General features: G+C 66.9%; 14 protein-coding genes. 10 read left to right on the top strand and 4 right to left on the bottom strand.

What is annotated here, in order from left to right:
- Nucleotides 1-28 precede the first annotated feature (28 nt).
- Nucleotides 29-910, top strand: a complete 882-nt coding sequence (locus tag AAFP35_RS19190) for an LLM class flavin-dependent oxidoreductase (RefSeq protein ID WP_419223228.1) — start codon at nt 29-31, stop codon at nt 908-910.
- Here AAFP35_RS19190 and AAFP35_RS19195 read toward each other — a convergent pair.
- On the bottom strand, nt 900-2807 hold the full coding sequence (locus AAFP35_RS19195) for an ABC transporter ATP-binding protein (RefSeq protein ID WP_419223229.1): 1908 nt from the start codon (nt 2805-2807) through the stop codon (nt 900-902). The two genes, AAFP35_RS19190 and AAFP35_RS19195, sit on opposite strands and share 11 nt — an antisense overlap.
- Nucleotides 2808-2995: 188 nt before the next feature.
- On the opposite strand from AAFP35_RS19195, the gene AAFP35_RS19200 reads away from it, so the two are divergent.
- Nucleotides 2996-4213: a hypothetical protein gene (locus AAFP35_RS19200; protein ID WP_419223230.1), complete on the top strand. Its 1218-nt coding sequence runs from the start codon at nt 2996-2998 to the stop codon at nt 4211-4213.
- A complete protein-coding gene (locus tag AAFP35_RS19205; protein WP_419223231.1) occupies nt 4210-4710 on the top strand; it encodes a DUF2247 family protein in 501 nt (166 codons plus the stop codon). Before AAFP35_RS19200 ends, AAFP35_RS19205 begins: the two co-directional genes overlap by 4 nt.
- Before the next feature lie 49 nt (nt 4711-4759).
- Here AAFP35_RS19205 and AAFP35_RS19210 read toward each other — a convergent pair whose 3' ends face one another.
- Complete coding sequence (locus AAFP35_RS19210) at nt 4760-5386, bottom strand: NAD(P)H-dependent oxidoreductase (protein WP_419223232.1); 627 nt, start codon at nt 5384-5386, stop codon at nt 4760-4762.
- A gap of 93 nt (nt 5387-5479) precedes the next feature.
- Here AAFP35_RS19210 and AAFP35_RS19215 point away from each other — a divergent pair, with 93 nt between their 5' ends.
- Complete coding sequence (locus AAFP35_RS19215) at nt 5480-5941, top strand: MarR family winged helix-turn-helix transcriptional regulator (RefSeq protein WP_419223233.1); 462 nt, start codon at nt 5480-5482, stop codon at nt 5939-5941.
- A gap of 129 nt (nt 5942-6070) precedes the next feature.
- On the top strand, nt 6071-7084 hold the full coding sequence (fgd, locus tag AAFP35_RS19220; protein WP_419223234.1) for a glucose-6-phosphate dehydrogenase (coenzyme-F420): 1014 nt from the start codon (nt 6071-6073) through the stop codon (nt 7082-7084).
- A gap of 144 nt (nt 7085-7228) precedes the next feature.
- On the opposite strand, the gene AAFP35_RS19225 is transcribed toward fgd, so the two are convergent.
- Nucleotides 7229-8134, bottom strand: coding sequence for a LysR family transcriptional regulator (locus AAFP35_RS19225; RefSeq protein ID WP_419223235.1), 906 nt, complete (start codon nt 8132-8134; stop codon nt 7229-7231).
- An 83-nt stretch (nt 8135-8217) separates the two neighbouring features.
- Here AAFP35_RS19225 and AAFP35_RS19230 point away from each other — a divergent pair, with 83 nt between their 5' ends.
- The gene (locus tag AAFP35_RS19230) at nt 8218-9177 is read left to right on the top strand and encodes a DMT family transporter (protein ID WP_419223236.1); all 960 of its coding nucleotides are present in this window, start codon (nt 8218-8220) and stop codon (nt 9175-9177) included.
- Here AAFP35_RS19230 and AAFP35_RS19235 read toward each other — a convergent pair.
- Entirely contained in the window at nt 9174-9428 is a 255-nt protein-coding gene (locus AAFP35_RS19235; RefSeq protein WP_419223237.1) for a hypothetical protein, read from the bottom strand. The genes AAFP35_RS19230 and AAFP35_RS19235 overlap by 4 nt on opposite strands.
- 456 nt (nt 9429-9884) lie before the next feature.
- Between AAFP35_RS19235 and AAFP35_RS19240 the strand changes: the two genes are divergently transcribed.
- From AAFP35_RS19240 to AAFP35_RS19255, 4 genes are all read left to right on the top strand, one after another.
- A complete protein-coding gene (locus tag AAFP35_RS19240) occupies nt 9885-10433 on the top strand; it encodes a TetR/AcrR family transcriptional regulator (protein WP_419223247.1) in 549 nt (182 codons plus the stop codon).
- A gap of 134 nt (nt 10434-10567) precedes the next feature.
- Nucleotides 10568-12130 carry an FAD-binding oxidoreductase gene (locus tag AAFP35_RS19245; protein WP_419223248.1) on the top strand — a complete coding sequence of 521 codons (1563 nt, stop codon included), beginning with the start codon at nt 10568-10570 and terminating at the stop codon, nt 12128-12130.
- Nucleotides 12131-12183: 53 nt separating this feature from the next.
- A complete protein-coding gene (pta, locus tag AAFP35_RS19250) occupies nt 12184-14283 on the top strand; it encodes a phosphate acetyltransferase (protein WP_419223238.1) in 2100 nt (699 codons plus the stop codon).
- A complete protein-coding gene (locus tag AAFP35_RS19255) occupies nt 14283-15488 on the top strand; it encodes an acetate kinase (RefSeq protein ID WP_419223239.1) in 1206 nt (401 codons plus the stop codon). The genes pta and AAFP35_RS19255 overlap by 1 nt, the downstream gene beginning before the upstream one ends.
- Nucleotides 15489-15565 lie beyond the last annotated feature (77 nt).

A 15565-nucleotide genomic window follows, 5' to 3' on the forward strand; every position in this document is an offset into this window, starting at 1 on the left:
CATGGCCTTGACCGAAGGATTCACGCCCATGACACACCCCGACCAACCCAGTTTCGGGATCATGACCGCACCCATGCAGACGGACTACGACGACGTCCTGCGGGTCTGGAAGGAGGCCGACGCGATCGAGGAGATCGAGCACGCCTGGTTGTTCGATCACCTTCTGCCGATTGCCGGACCGATGGACGGGCCGATCCTGGAAGGCTGGACACTGCTCGCCGCCCTGGCCGCGCAGACCAGTCGTCTTCGCCTCGGACTCATGGTGACCAGCAACAGGTTTCGGCCGCCGGCGATGCTCGCCAAGATCGCCACCACGGTCGACATCGTCTCCGGTGGCCGGCTCGATTTCGGCATCGGGGCAGGATCGCGTCCCAGCGTGCCCTTCGCGCGTCGCGAGTACGAGGCGCACGGCCTGCCGTATCGGGACATGACCGATGCGGTCGGAAGCCTCGCCGAGGCCTGCAGCATCATCAGGCGACTGTGGACCGAGAATGAACCCTTCGATTTCGACGGCGTCCACCATCAACTCGTCGGGGCCGTCGGCACGCCGAAACCGGTGCAGCGCCCGCATCCGCCGATCATCATCGGCGGGCGGTCGACCCCGACGCTACGCGTGGTCGCCGAGCACGCCGACGTGTGGAACACCCCCGGCGACGACCTCGACGTCGCGATCCGTCGAAGCGCGGAACTCGACGACCTCTGCGCGGCGATCGGCCGTGACCCGGGCACCATCGTCCGCTCGATGGCCATTCCGGCTGCCGTCGACGACCCTGCGCAGACCAGAGCTGACGTCGCGGCGGCTCTCGACGCAGGTTTCTCACACATCGTGCTGATGCTGTCGAGTCTTCGAGAAGGTGTCGCGCGCTGGGTGGCCGACGAGGTGATCGCGGCGACGATGGTCACGCGGTGAGCTCGCAGTCGGCGCTGTCGACACCTCCGTCGGCGAACTGGGTGCGGTAGAGCTCGGCGTAGCGACCGTTGCGCGCCAACAGGGTTGCGTGATCGCCACGTTCCACGACCCGGCCCTGTTCGAGCACCGCTATCTCGTCTGCGGCGCGGATGGTCGAGAGCCGGTGGGCGATGACGATCGACGTACGACCCTCCAGTGCCTCCGAAAGGGCCTCCTGTACAGCGGCTTCCGAGGTCGAATCCAGATGGGCGGTGGCCTCGTCGAGGATCACGACCGACGGTTGGGCCAGGAGGAGTCGGGCGATGGTCAGTCGTTGGCGTTCACCACCGGACAGTCGATAGCCGCGCTCGCCGACGACGGTGTCGAGACCGTCCGGCAACGTGGCCACCAACTCGTCGAGGCGTGCGCGCCGCAACGCATCCCAGATCTGTGACTCGGTCACCGTCGGGTCGGCCAGGACCAGGTTTGCTCGCACCGTGTCATGGAACAGGTGTCCGTCCTGGGTGACCAGCCCGACAGTGCGGTGGATCGAGCTGCTCTGGAGGTCGCGAAGATCGGTGCCGTTCACCGTGATCGACCCGGCGTCCACGTCGTAGAGACGGGTGGCGAGGTTGGCGATCGTCGACTTGCCCGCGCCGGAGCTGCCGACCAGTGCGGTCATCGTCCCCGCGGGCACGTCGAGATCGACGTTGTGCAAGACCATGGTCCCGCCGCGGCTGTCCAGTTGCGCAACCTCTTCCAGCGACGCCAACGACACCTTGTCCGCCGCCGGATAGGCGAAGGAGACGTCGTCGAAACGGATCGACACCGGGCCCGCGGGTACCGAACGCGCATCGGCCTTGTCGGCGATGAGCGGCTCGAGGTCGAGTACTTCGAAGACCCGCTCGAAACTGACCAGGGCGCTCATGATCTCGACGCGCGCGTTGGCGAGTGCGGTGAGCGGCGCGTACATCCGGGTCAGCAGCAGGGCGAGTGACACCACCGCGCCCGCGGACAGGTGGCCCGCGACGGCCAGCCAACCGCCGAGTCCGTAGACAAGCGCGAGCGCGAGCGCCGACACGAGCGTGAGTGCGGTCATGAACCACGTCTGCACCATCGCCCGGCGAACACCGATGTCGCGCACACGATCTGCGCGGTCGGCGAACTCGGCCGACTCGATGTCGGGGCGGCCGAACAGCTTGACGAGGGTGGCGCCCGGCGCCGAGAACCGTTCGGTCATCTGCGTCGACATCCGGGCGTTGTGCTCGGCCGCCTCCCGCGACAGGGCGGCCATCCGGCGGCCCATACGCCGGGCCGGGACCACGAACACCGGCAGCAAGACGAGCGCCAGCAGGGTGATCTGCCAGCTGATTGCGATCATCACGCCGAGGGTCAACACGAGCGTCACGGCGTTGGACACCACACCGGACAAGGTGTCGCTGAATGCTCGCTGCGCCCCGATGACGTCGTTGTTGAGGCGACTCACCAGTGCACCGGTGCGGGTGCGGGTGAAGAAGGCGACCGGCATCTTCTGCACGTGGTCGAAGACGGCCCGGCGCAGGTCGAGGATCAGTCCCTCGCCGATGTTCGCGGAGAACCAGCGCGTCAGGACGGCTGCGGCCGCCTCTATGACGGCGATCGCTGCGATGAGCAGGGCCAACCCGACGATCGCTGCACCCGCGTCGGGATCGGCACCGGTGATCAGATTGACCACCCGCCCGGCGAGCAGTGGTGTCACGACCGTCAACAGCGCCGTCACCACCGACAGGGTGAGGAACAGCGCGATCCGGCGTCGATGCGGCTTCGCGAATCCCGCGATGCGTCGTAGTGTCGCGCGCCGTTCCCCACGCAGCGCGCGGCCGTCCGGTGCGGTCATCGTCTTGTACATGGTGTCCCAGGCCACCGATTCCATGCTCATGGCGACAGGTTAGAACCTCAAGTTCACTTGAAGTCCAGCGACGTGTCGTTTCCCGACGATGCGCTGAGACCCGGAGATGTTCCCGGTGTCGTTCGTCCGAGGGAATTGCCGAGTGCGGCATCGTGATCCGCGGGTGCGACGCCATAGAGTCACGATCACGCATTCGGCGAACAAAGGCGGGCAATCCCATGGCGTTTTCCAGAGTCACCACGTGGCTGGTCCGCGCTGTCATCACCGTGCTGGCAGTGCTTCTGGTCGGGGCACTGCCACTCGCCGACTCGTTGGCCGCATCGACGAAGGGCATGGGCGGCGGGCATTCGTCCGGGACCACCGGTCCGAACAAGGCGACACCGGGAAATCGTGGTGGCGGGCAGATCAACAAGATGAAGCCCCGTCCGGCGCAGCCGGCCCCCGGTCGCAACAGCGGTCCGTCGAGTACGCCGGGCAACACGTCGCCCGGCGGCACGAGACCAGCTCCGTCACGCCCGCGGTCGTCGGCACCGAAACCCGATCGCGGCCCGCACAAGTTCTCGCCGAACACCAAGGCCCCGAACGGGACCAAACGCGGGTCGTCGGGAGACGATCGCGACGACAAGACCCGCAACACGGCGCCGTCCCGTCCGACCGGCCCGGCCCAGAACCGCGGGCCCAACAAATTCTCCCCGAACACGAAGGCGCCGCAGACCCGTAACAACGATTCACGCGGACGAGGGCACAGTCGCCCCGGTGACAACGACCGCATGCAACCGCAGGGTCCCGTCCGTCCCCCGCGCGACACTGCGCCGGCCGTTCCCCTGAACAACGGTCCGGAGATCAATGGTGGGGACGAAGACCAGGACGGCATCGTCGACAACGAGGGCCATAGTTGCGACGTCGCGTGTCCATGGCATCTGGGGCCGTCACTGCGGGGTGGTGGGTTCCCGTTCCCCATGCGGCCGCCGATGCCCGCCCCGAAGGCGCCTGCGCCCAAGGCACCCGAGCCGGCACCCAAGGCACCCGAGCCGGCTCCCAAGGCACCCGAGCCCGCCCCCAAGGCGCCGGAGGCCGGACCGACGGCACCCCAGCCTGCACCGAAAGCGCCCGAGGCCGCGAAGGCCCCGCGGCCGAGCAAGCGGACCCCGCAAGAGGCGGAGGACATCATCCGGGACGCTCAGCGGTCGGGCTCGGGACTCAAGAAGGACACCAATCATCGAGCCCCCGACCTGGTCGTCGACGAGATCGGCACCAAGGGAAAGGTCTTCGACATCACCGGAAACGACGGGGTGGAACGGACCCTCGTGCAGACACCCGGCGAGTTGAACGGCGTTCCCGGACGATTCGAGTGGATCATCGAACCCAACGGGCGGGTCTCGCATCAGTTCTTCGTCCGTGGCGGATCCATCAACGGGATTCCCAACAAGCCATGACCGACAAACTCGTCACCTTCGAGATCCCCGCGGGCTTCATCGCGGAGAGGGTGGTGCTGACCCCGGCCGAGCTCGGCTACGGCCACCTCCATCAATGGATCAGCGCAGAAGGTGTCGTGGCGCTGGCACTGTCCGGCGTGGCGGCGGACTCGGAACCGATGCTCGCGGTCGAGCAGTTGTCGCTGCTGCTGTCCGACGAGCTCGACCGGGTCCCCGAACTGGTCACGCAGCTGAACCCCGATGATGCGGCGATCTGGGTGTATCTCACGGTCGCGTGGGTGACCGAACACCCGGCCGACTTCGATGACGAGCCGTTGCAGGTGCTCGACAAGCTGTACGCCGACTTCGGGTATCCGGGCGAGATGGAGGGCTTCGTCACCTACATGCCGGCCCCGGACGGTACCGAGCCGGGGATGGTGGGCCTGCGCGAGCGTCTCGACGACTTCCTCGCCGCATCGGCCGACCGCTTCGGCGCTGCCCGGCGTGCGACGGACTGACCGCCCGGCGCACGGTGCGGACGAGACGTCACACAGCGATGGCGGTCGGTCAGCGGAGGCTCGCAAAACGCTGTTCGGTCTCTCGCACCAACGCAGCCCGTTTCGCGTCCGAAGCTGCGGTCACGTTGGCGTAGTTGTGCCACCGAAGATTTGTGACGCCGATCTTGCCGAATGTCCCGCGGAACATGATCTTGGTGACCGGATCGCCGAACCACCATCGGTACGCCTGGTGCGGTGTCGTCATCACGGTCTGTACCGAAACGCCCCGCAGCTGTGTCATCAGATTACGGAACGGGTTGCCCCGAGCCTTCGGGATCTCTTCGTAGGCAATCCCTTTGGTGAGCACCCGGTCCAGGAAGCCCTTCGTTGCCGCAGGCATCGCCTCCCACCAGACCGGAAACACGAATGCCAGGTGCTCAGCGGCGAGGACGCGCCGCTGGTAGTCGGCCACGAGCGGGTCCACGACCTCTTGCAGCCGCCAGGCCCGCAAGTCTGCCGCGGTCATCGCCGGATTGAAACCGTCGGCTGCCAGGTCGATGACGTCGACCTCGTGCCCGGCCGACCGAGCGCCACGGATCGCGGCGGACGCGACCGCGGCGGAGAAACTGCGTCGGTGCTCGACGTTGTCCGCCGACGCCAGGGTGTACGGGTGATCCAGCACCACAAGAACGCGCATCGATCCCTCCTTGATAGTTCGTTCTGCAACAGTTGGTACTTCAACTGATACCTGTTGAACGGTTGAGGGTCAAACCCTTGCTAGCGTGATCACGTGGCACGCGCAGATGACCTCCCGGACCTGCCCGACGATTTCGCCCGCTTCTGGTTCCTGCTACGCCGCGTCGGTACCCTCATGGACCGCAGCGGTGAGGCGCTGTTCCGACAGGGGCTCGGCATCTCGCTCGCGCAGTTCCTGGTGCTCTCGACAATCGACGCTTTCCCGAACCGGCTGAATCAACAAATGATCGCCGACCGTCTCGGATTGACGAAGTCCACGGTCAGCCGCCAGGTCGACAACGGAGTGTCGGCCGGTCTGATCACGGTCTCCGCGGCGGCGCACTCCCGGCGGGACAACGAGATAGCCCTCACTGAGGCCGGGACCGAGATGGTGCGACGCGGAGACGAGATGTTCGCGCAGGCTCGTGCGGATTTTCCGACGATCTCCGAGCGTGACATGGCGGTCACGCTGCGCACGCTGGCCACGTTCGACGAGGCCTTCGGCGAGTCTCGCTGATCACGAGGCGACGCCGACGAGCACTCGGTGACCGCGCCCACACCGCACTTGAGTACGTTGGTCACAGAGTGATCGATCGGTGACCCCCGCGCGCGCGACAGCGGCGGCCGACAGGAGCGAGGTAGGCACGTGGCAGAACTCAGACTCGGATTCAAGGCGTCGGCGGAGCAGTTCGATCCGCGTGAACTGGTGGAGATCGCGGTGGCGGCCGAGGAACACGGCATGGACTCGGTCGCGGTGAGCGACCATTTCCAGCCTTGGCGACACAACGGCGGACATGCCCCGTTCTCGCTGGCCTGGATGGCGGCCGTGGGTGAGCGCACCAAGCGGGTGCAGATCGGCACGTCGGTGATGACGCCGACGTTCCGCTACAACCCGGCCGTGATCGCGCAGGCATTCGCCTCGATGGGGTGCATGTACCCCGGGCGCATCATGCTCGGTGTCGGCACCGGTGAGGCGCTCAACGAGTACGCCACCGGATTCCAGGGCGAGTGGCCGGAATTCAAGGAGCGCTTCGCGCGGTTGCGTGAGTCGATCGCGTTGATGCGTGAACTGTGGACGGGCGCCGAGGTCAACTTCGACGGCGAGTACTACAAGACTCAGGGCGCCTACATGTACGACGTGCCCGAGCAGCCGATCCCGGTGTACGTGGCCGCCGGCGGCCCGGTCGTTGCCCGGTACGCAGGACGTGCCGGCGACGGATTCATCTGCACCTCGGGCAAGGGCGCCGACCTGTACCAGGAAAAGTTGATCCCGGCGGTCAAGGAGGGTGCGCAGAAGGCCGAGCGTGACTTCTCCTCGATCGATCGGATGATCGAGATCAAGATCTCCTACGATCCGGATCCCGAACTGGCGCTGGAGAACACGCGGTTCTGGGCGCCGCTGTCGCTGACCGCGGAGCAGAAGCACAGCGTCAACAGCTCGACCGAGATGGAGCGGCTGGCCGACGAACTGCCGATCGAGCAGGTCGCCAAGCGGTGGATCGTCGCCTCCGACCCGGACGAGGCCGTCGAGAAGGTGAAGTTCTACACCGACTGCGGCCTGAACCACCTGGTGTTCCACGCACCCGGACACGACCAGCGCCGCTTCCTGGAGAACTTCCAGCGCGATCTCGAACCGCGGCTGCGCAAACTCTCGGTCTGACCGCAGTCGCTTGACCGACGCCCCGAGCCCTCTCTTGTGAGGGTTTCGGGGCGTCGCTGTTCGACGGCGTCGCCTACCGCGCCGGCGGTGGGTCAGACCCGCTGATCGAGGAGGTCCCCAGAGCGACGAGTCGCCGTATCGAGATCACCCTGCCGAGTTCGAGAGCCCTGCCGAGACGGCCGTTCGCAGGAGTTCGAGAACCCGGTCGGCGGCATGACTTTCCCGCACCCGACCGTGCCGTCGTACCCAGATCGCACGTGTCGGAGTCGGATCGACGATGCGCACGCCGACGACACCGTCGGGTAGCCCGACGAGTGCGAGTTCGGGCACCACGGTGAGTCCGACTCCTGCCGCAACAAACCGGATCGCGGTGGGGTAGTCCTGGGTCTGCACGGTGAAATCCGGGCTGAACCCGACGGCCGCACAGGCATCGAGGAGTCGTTGTCTGCACGGGCCGCGGGCCAGGTCGTTGTCCACCCAGCTTCGGCTCGACAATTCCTCGAGCGGCACCTCCTCGCGGCGGGCCAGCGGGGAATCGGCATGCACCACAGCGATATACGGCTCGGTGATCAAGTGTTCGCAATCGTAGTCCGCCAGATCGGAGGTGGCCGCGCCGTCCACGTAGACCTCGATGTCGGGTTCCGGGTGCGCGTCGTCGGCCAATTCGACCAGGCGCAGATCCAGTCGGACCGAGGGGAACTCGCCGGTGATGGTGGCGACGATCGGGGGGATCCAGGTGGTGCTCGCCGAGGCGAAGTAGCTCACCGACAATCGGCCTGCGCGGCCGTGTCGGAGATCGTGCACGATGCCGTCGATCCGGGCCAGCTGATCGAAGACTGCTGCCGATTCCTCGGCGACGATTCGCCCGGCGGCGGTGGGCGTCACGCCGCGACCGTCCCGCTCGACGAGCGTCAGGCCGGTCTCACGTTGGAGCGCTGCGATGTGCTGACTGACCGCCGACGAGGTGTAACCCAGGGAGCGGGCCGCACCACCGATCGATCCCTCCGCGACGACCGCGCGGAACACCCGCAGGCGGTGGGGATCGATCATGGCAACAAAATTACAGTGACACTTAACTATGGTCAACAAATAGTCGCTTGTGCTAACTGCTGCCGGGCGGTGATCCTGGGCGCATGCTGATGCGCTCCGGACACCCCGCCGCCCTGCCCTCGATCGCCGCCGGTGTCACGGTCGTTCTCTGGGCGTCGGCGTTCGTCGCGATCCGTGCGCTCGGTCCGGTGTTCTCGCCGGGTGCGATGGCATTTCTACGGCTGTTGTTCGGTGTCGCCGCGTTGACCGTCATCGTCGTGGTCTCGCGACGCACCTCCGGGTCGGCGACGGCCTTCGTCCGAGTGCCACGTGGACGCGCGCTCGCGTTGGTGATCGCCTACGGGATCGCATGGTTCGGTGCCTACAGCGTGGTGCTCAACTGGGCCGAGCAACACCTGGATGCGGGTACCTCGTCGCTGCTCGTCAACATTGCCCCCATCCTGGTCGCCGTTTTCGCCGGACTCTTTCTCGGAGAGGGCTTCTCGCGGGTTCTGGCGGTGGGCATCGCGATCTCGTTCACGGGCGTCGTCGTCATCACCCTCGGTGGCGGCGGTGCACATGCGGACTGGCTCGGTATCGCCCTCGGTGGGATCTCCGCGGTGCTCTACGCCGGCGGTGTGTTGTTGCAGAAGGTCGCGCTCCGCGACGTCGACGCGCTCAGCGCCACCTGGCTCGGCGCCTTCGCCGGGCTCGTCGCGACGATTCCCTTCGCGCCCAGGGCATTCGACGAGCTGTCGGCGGTCGATGCCGGTCAGGTCGCGGCGGTGATCTACCTCGGTGTCGGGCCCACCGCGATCGCGTTCTCCACGTGGGCGTACGCACTCGCCCGGACCGATGCGGGCGCGATGGCCGCCACCACGCTCGTCGTGCCGGCCATCGTGATCGTGATGTCGTGGCTGCTTCTCGACGAGGTTCCGACGGTGCTCCGGATCGTCGGTGGTGTGCTGTGCCTCGCCGGCGTGGCCGTGGGGCGCGGGTTGGTGCCTCGCCGCGCCCGGTCCGCGGCCGACGCAGCGGTTTCCGTGTCGGCGCCGACTCGTTAGGCTGAGCACCAGGGTCGGTCCTTCGACGAGAACGTCTGCCGTGCTGTGCATGCGTCGGCGAGGAGTGTGCGGATGCGCAAGCTCACCATGGTCGTCGGTGCCACAGCGGTGGTGGCGGCAGGCAGCGGGATCACCATGCTGACGGTCGATCCGTCGCCGACGTCGGCTGCGCCCCGATACGTGTCGACCCCGTGCGGCACGTTCACCGGGACCGGCCCGACGCCGGACTGTCGATTCACGGTGTCCGGCAACACCGTCTCCGTCGACCTCCGCAACACGGCAAGCGGGCCCGTCCCGGTGGTCTGCACGCTCGGCCGCCCGGGAACGCGACCTCCGGTCGACTCCGTGTCCCTCGGACCCCGACAGCGTGGGATTCTCACAGCGATGTCCGCGCTGGCCGGCCGTCAGGCATACGCTCTCGACTGCCGGAGTGCGGTCGGTCGGGAGGTGACGCGGCGAGCCGTGTTGTGGGTGCCGTTCCCGACGTACTCGGCGGTGCCCTCCCCGACGCAGAGCCGGACACACTCGACGTCGTCGCAGGACACCCGGACATCGACGCGCACGCCGTCCACGCCCGACCGGCCGGCGACCAGCACGCCGACGCGTTCGCAGTCGCAACCGCCTTCGTCCGGACCGCCGACCACGACCACCACCACGACGCCCACGCGCTGACCGGGCGAGGGTGCGGATTCGACTACCTTGATGCCATGGATCGTGACCGCATGGTGGATGTGGGGGTCGCTCTCGTCTCGCGTTTCGGCGCCAAGGCGCTGAGCCTGACCTCGGTTGCGCGCCAGGCCGGAGTCGCCCGTGCCACGGCCTACCGGATGTTCGGTGGTCGCGAGGCGCTCGTCGCGGCCATCGTCGAGCGTGAGGTCGCCACGCTGCGGATCAAACTGCGCGAATGGTCGCAGACCGCGCCCGACCCGGTCGGCAAGATCCGTGCGCAGGTGCTCAACGTCCTGCCGTACATCAGAGAACACGAGGCGCTGCAGTACGTCCTGCGCAACGAGCCGGAAGAGATCGTCCGAGCGCTGGTGTCCACGACCGACGCCCCGGGACCCACGCTGATCCATCAGATCGTCGAACAGACGTTGCCGGATCTCGAGCCGGACGTCGCCGAGCAGCTGACCCCGAATCCGCGGGGTGCCGCGGAGTTCCTGGTCCGCACCATCTATTCGTTGATGCTGATCCCCGACACCGCGCTCTCCGACGAGGAGGTCGCCGACCTGGTGGTGCGCGCCATCGTCGGCTGACCCGATACACCCGTCGCGCCCGCGTGACAGTTACGCTCAATGTGTAACGCCGTTCGAGGAGGGTGTCCGTGACGGAGCAGTCGGAGAGTGCCGCGAACGACGGTCCGGACGAGACGGTGCTCCCGCTCGTCGAGATGCAACGACCTCGGTGGGGTAACCCGGGCACTCCCGGGCACCTCCCGGCCGCAGCTGCGGCGCTGGTCGGTACCGACGACGGCGGTGCCCATCGCGCGATCGCCGCCGACGACATCGAGCTCGCTCGACCGCAGGTACCCGCCGCCGTACGTGCCTCCCTGAGTGAGGTGCTCGGCGCCGCGCACGTGACCGACGATCGATCTGCGCGCATCGCCCACACACGGGGCTACTCGACTCCGGACATCCTCGCCTTGCGCGCCGGGGACGCCACCGACGCGCCGGACCTGGTCGTCCAACCGGGATCACACGATGAGGTCGTGCGCATCCTGGAGATCTGTGCCGAGCAGCGTGTCGCGGTGGTGCCGTTCACCGGCGGGACCTCGGTGGTGGGCGGGCTGACCCCGGACCGCGCAGGATTCACCGGAGCGGTGACCGTCGATCTCCGACGCCTCGACGAGCTGGTGTCCGTCGACGAGATCTCCCGCACCGCAACGCTGCAGGCCGGTCTTCGAGGCGTTCGCGCAGAGGAGTTGTTGCGCGCCAAGGGATTCACACTCGGTCACTTTCCGCAGTCCTACGAGGGGGCCGGCATCGGCGGCTACGCGGCCACCCGGTCGGCCGGCCAGTCGTCGGCCGGCTACGGACGCTTCGACGACATGGTCGAACACCTCGTGCTGGCCACACCGCGGGGCACCTTCGAGGTCGGTACGGCACCTGCCTCGGCGGCGGGTCCTGATCTGCGGCAACTGATCCTCGGCTCCGAAGGTGTGTTCGGGATCATCACCGAGGTCACCGTCCGCATCCATCCGGCACCGTCGCATCGGGTCTTCGAAGGATGGCATTTCACCGATTTCGCGGCCGGTGCCACGGCGTTGCGCACGCTGGCACAAGACGGGCCGCTGCCCACGGTGGTCCGACTCTCCGACGACGTGGAGACGTCGATCAACCTGTCCGATCCCGGGGCCATCGGCGTCGACCCCGGCGGCTGTCTGGCCGTGGTGGGATACGAGGGCACCGCCGAGGACGTCGAGTCGCGACGCACAAGGGTGAGTGCCGTCCTCGAACGCCTCGGCGGCACATGCGCGGGCAGCGGACCGGGCGAGGCGTGGCGGACCGGCCGATTCCGCGGTCCCTACCTGCGTGATCCACTGCTCGACGCGGGAGTGTTGGTCGAGACCCTGGAGACCGTCACCTATTGGTCGCACATCGCCGAGCTCAAGGCCTCGGTGACCGACGCGGTCACCGAGGCGCTGACGGCACAGGGCACACCGCCGCTGGTCATGTGCCACATCAGTCACGTCTATCCAACAGGTGCGTCGCTCTACTTCACGGTCGTGTGCCCGGAAACCGATGATCCGATCGCGCAGTGGTGGACGGCCAAGTCCGCGGCCAACGCGGCGATCCGGACGGCAGGTGCGGCAATCACCCACCATCACGCTGTCGGCCGCGACCACCGAGCCACCTATCACCAGGAGATCGGTGATCTGGCACTCGACGCGTTGCGGGCGGTGAAGCAGGTGTTCGATCCGGCGGGGATCTGCAACCCCGGCGTTCTGGTGTGATTCCTGACGTCGTTGACCGATGAGCCACACCCGCGGCCGATAGGGTGGGCTCCATGGGTGCAGACACTGTGACGTCGAGCAGCATCTACATCGCCTCTGCAGAGGGGGACACCGGGAAATCGACGGTCGCTCTGGGCATGCTGGCCCTGTTGTCGGCGACCGGCGGCAGGGTCGGTGTCTTCCGCCCGATCTCCCGTGCGGCCGCAGGCGAACGCGATTACATCCTCGATCTCCTCGTCGAACACGATTCGGTCGACATCCCGTATGAGGACAGCATCGGTGTCACCTACGAGCAGGTGCATGCCGATCCGGAAGGGGCCATCGCAGAGATCGTCGCGCGGTTCCACGCGGTCGAAGCCCGTTGCGATTCGGTGCTGGTGATCGGATCCGATTACACCGACGTCGGCAGTCCGTCCGAACTGAGCTACAACGCCCGCATCGCGGCCAATCTGTCGTCGCCGATCCTCCTCGCGCTCAAGGCCGCCGACCGCACACCCGCGGAAGTGCGTGGCCTCGCGGAACTCGCACTCAGCGAGATCTCCGCGGCGCACGCCACCACGGCGGCGCTCATCGCCAATCGCTGCGATCCGCAACAGTTGGTGGCGGTCGGCAAGGAGTTGCGCAAGACCGGCATCCCCACGTGGTGCCTGCCCGAGGAACCGATCCTGTTCGCGCCCACCATGGCCGAGCTCCGTGACGCCCTGGGTGGCCAGATGTACAGCGGCGACGAGGAATTGCTCGACCGCGAGGCCCTCAAGGTGATGGTCGGCGGCATGACGGTCGAACACATCCTGGAACGACTGACCGACGGCACCGTCGTGATAACGCCCGCCGATCGTTCCGACGTGCTGCTCTCACTCGTCAATGCCAATACCGCGCAAGGTTTTCCGCGGCTGTCGGGGCTGATCCTCAACGGTGGTCTCAAACCGCACCCGATGATCGAGGCGCTCGTCCACGGGCTCAAACCGACGCTGCCGATCCTCTGCTGTGAGCAGGGCACCTACGAGACCGCGCGAACCGCGGCCCATACACGGGGCCGGGTCGCGGTCGGATCGGCGCGCAAGATCGATGCCGCCCTTGCGCTGATGGAAGAGCACGTCGATGCGGCCGCACTGCTCAAGGTGCTCGACGTCCGGACACCGCCGGTGGTCACCCCGCAGATGTTCGAGTACAACCTGCTGGCACGAGCGCGCGCCCAGGTCCGTCACATCGTGTTGCCGGAAGGTGAGGAGGACCGCATCCTGCGCGCGGCGGGCCGATTGCTGCGCCGAGGTGTGGCGCGACTGACCCTCCTCGGCAACGTCGACGCAGTGCGCACACGCGCCGCCGAACTCGACGTGATCCTCGACGAGGTCGACGTCATCGACCCCGCATCGTCGGCGTATCTCGATGAGTTCGCCTCCGTCTACACCGAGTTGCGTAAACACAAGGGCATGAATCACGAACGGGCCCAAGAGGTCATGCGCGACGTCTCGTACTTCGGCACCATGATGGTGCACACCGGCAAGGCCGACGGGATGGTGTCGGGTGCGGTGCACACCACCGCGCACACGATCCGCCCGTCGTTCGAGATCATCAAGACCCAACCCGGTGTCTCCACCGTGTCGAGCGTGTTCTTCATGTGTCTGTCGGACAAGGTGCTGACCTACGGGGACTGTGCGGTGGTGCCCGATCCCACGGCGGAGCAACTGGCCGACATCGCGATCTCGTCGGCGAGTACCGCAGCGCAATTCGGTATCGACGCCCGGGTGGCGATGCTCTCGTATTCGACCGGACAGTCGGGCAGCGGTGCCGACGTCGACAAGGTGCGCGTGGCCACCGAACTGGTGCGGAAACGATCCCCGGAGCTGTTGGTGGAAGGTCCGATTCAATACGACGCCGCGGTCGAACCCAGCGTCGCGGCCACCAAGATGCCGGAATCGCCGGTCGCCGGTCGGGCGACGGTGCTGATCTTCCCGGACCTCAACACCGGCAACAACACCTACAAGGCCGTGCAGCGCAGCGCCAATGCGATCGCCATCGGTCCGGTTCTGCAGGGCCTCAACAAACCCATCAACGATCTCTCCCGCGGTGCGCTGGTCTCCGACATCGTGAACACGGTCGCGATCACCGCCATCCAGGCGCAGATGTCGGTTGCCACGGAGGCGAGCTGATGACCGTGACCTCCGCGACCGGTGCCGTGCTGGTGCTCAACGCAGGCTCGTCCTCGCTGAAATATCAACTGATCAATCCCGATACCGAGATCGTGATCGCCGACGGCATCGCCGAACGGATCGGCGAGATGCAGTCGTCGATCACCCACCACCAGGGTGGGGAGACCATCACGCAGGACGCGGAACTGCCCGATCACCGCACCGCCATCTCGGTTGCGCAGGACCTCTTCGCGGAATGCGGAACGGCCCTGGCCACCGCAGGTCTGCTCGCCGTGGGGCATCGGGTCGTCCACGGCGGTCAGATCTTCCATCGCCCCACGCTCATCACCGATGACGTGGTGGAAGAAGTGGGCCGGATCTCCGACCTCGCACCGCTGCACAATCCCGCGAACCTCATCGGCATCGAGGCGGCCCGGTCGCAACTCCCGCAGGTCCCGTCGGTGGCGGTCTTCGACACCGCCTTCTTCCACGGACTGCCCGATGCCGCGGCGACCTACGCCATCGACCGAGAGGTAGCCGAGCACTATGGGGTGCGCCGCTACGGGTTTCACGGCACCAGCCACGAGTACGTGTCCGGTCGGGTGGCCGATTTTCTCGGACGTCCCATCGGCGAGGTGAACCAGATCGTCCTGCACCTCGGAAACGGAGCCTCCGCATCGGCGATCTCCGGCGGGCGCCCCATCGACACCTCGATGGGGATGACGCCCCTGGAAGGACTGGTGATGGGGACCAGGAGTGGCGACATCGATCCGGGAGTCCTGTTGCACCTCAACCGGGTTGCGCAACTCGGTGTGGACCAGATCGACACGCTGCTGAACAAATGGTCGGGACTCAAGGGGCTCTGCGGCGAGAACGACTTCCGATCGATCACCGAGAAGATGGCGGCCGGAGACAGCGGGGCACGCAAGGCCTACGAGGTCTACATCCACCGGCTGCGACGGTACATCGGTGCGTACATGATCGAACTCGGCCCGGTGGACGCGATCACGTTCACCGCCGGGGTGGGGGAGAATGCGGCGTCGGTGCGCGCCGATGCGCTGGCGGGCCTGGAGCACTATGGCATCGTGGTCGACGCAGAGCGGAATGCGGTGCGCAGCAAGGAAGCTCGACGTATCTCGGCCGATGACGCCACGGTCGACGTCCTGGTGGTGCCCACGAACGAAGAACTCGCCATCGCCCGACAGGCGGCCACTGTCGTCGGTTAGCGGTCCGTTGGGTGGGACGCTCCTATGTTCGGTCAAGCGGGTGGGTGCTCGAGGATTCGGAAGATTTGGCGCGCTGC

Source organism: Gordonia sp. CPCC 206044 (assembly GCF_048537895.1).
GTDB lineage: Bacteria > Actinomycetota > Actinomycetes > Mycobacteriales > Mycobacteriaceae > Gordonia.

What these genes read in the sequence shown, in the direction of transcription:
- AAFP35_RS19190 (WP_419223228.1), top strand. Translation starts at nt 29, where the DNA reads ATGACACACCCCGACCAACCCAGTTTCGGGATCATGACCGCACCCATG.
- AAFP35_RS19195 (WP_419223229.1), bottom strand. Translation starts at nt 2,807, where the DNA reads ATGAGCATGGAATCGGTGGCCTGGGACACCATGTACAAGACGATGACC.
- AAFP35_RS19200 (WP_419223230.1), top strand. Translation starts at nt 2,996, where the DNA reads ATGGCGTTTTCCAGAGTCACCACGTGGCTGGTCCGCGCTGTCATCACC.
- AAFP35_RS19205 (WP_419223231.1), top strand. Translation starts at nt 4,210, where the DNA reads ATGACCGACAAACTCGTCACCTTCGAGATCCCCGCGGGCTTCATCGCG.
- AAFP35_RS19210 (WP_419223232.1), bottom strand. Translation starts at nt 5,386, where the DNA reads ATGCGCGTTCTTGTGGTGCTGGATCACCCGTACACCCTGGCGTCGGCG.
- AAFP35_RS19225 (WP_419223235.1), bottom strand. Translation starts at nt 8,134, where the DNA reads ATGATCGATCCCCACCGCCTGCGGGTGTTCCGCGCGGTCGTCGCGGAG.
- AAFP35_RS19230 (WP_419223236.1), top strand. Translation starts at nt 8,218, where the DNA reads ATGCTGATGCGCTCCGGACACCCCGCCGCCCTGCCCTCGATCGCCGCC.
- AAFP35_RS19240 (WP_419223247.1), top strand. Translation starts at nt 9,885, where the DNA reads ATGGATCGTGACCGCATGGTGGATGTGGGGGTCGCTCTCGTCTCGCGT.
- AAFP35_RS19245 (WP_419223248.1), top strand. Translation starts at nt 10,568, where the DNA reads ATGCAACGACCTCGGTGGGGTAACCCGGGCACTCCCGGGCACCTCCCG.
- pta (WP_419223238.1), top strand. Translation starts at nt 12,184, where the DNA reads ATGGGTGCAGACACTGTGACGTCGAGCAGCATCTACATCGCCTCTGCA.
- AAFP35_RS19255 (WP_419223239.1), top strand. Translation starts at nt 14,283, where the DNA reads ATGACCGTGACCTCCGCGACCGGTGCCGTGCTGGTGCTCAACGCAGGC.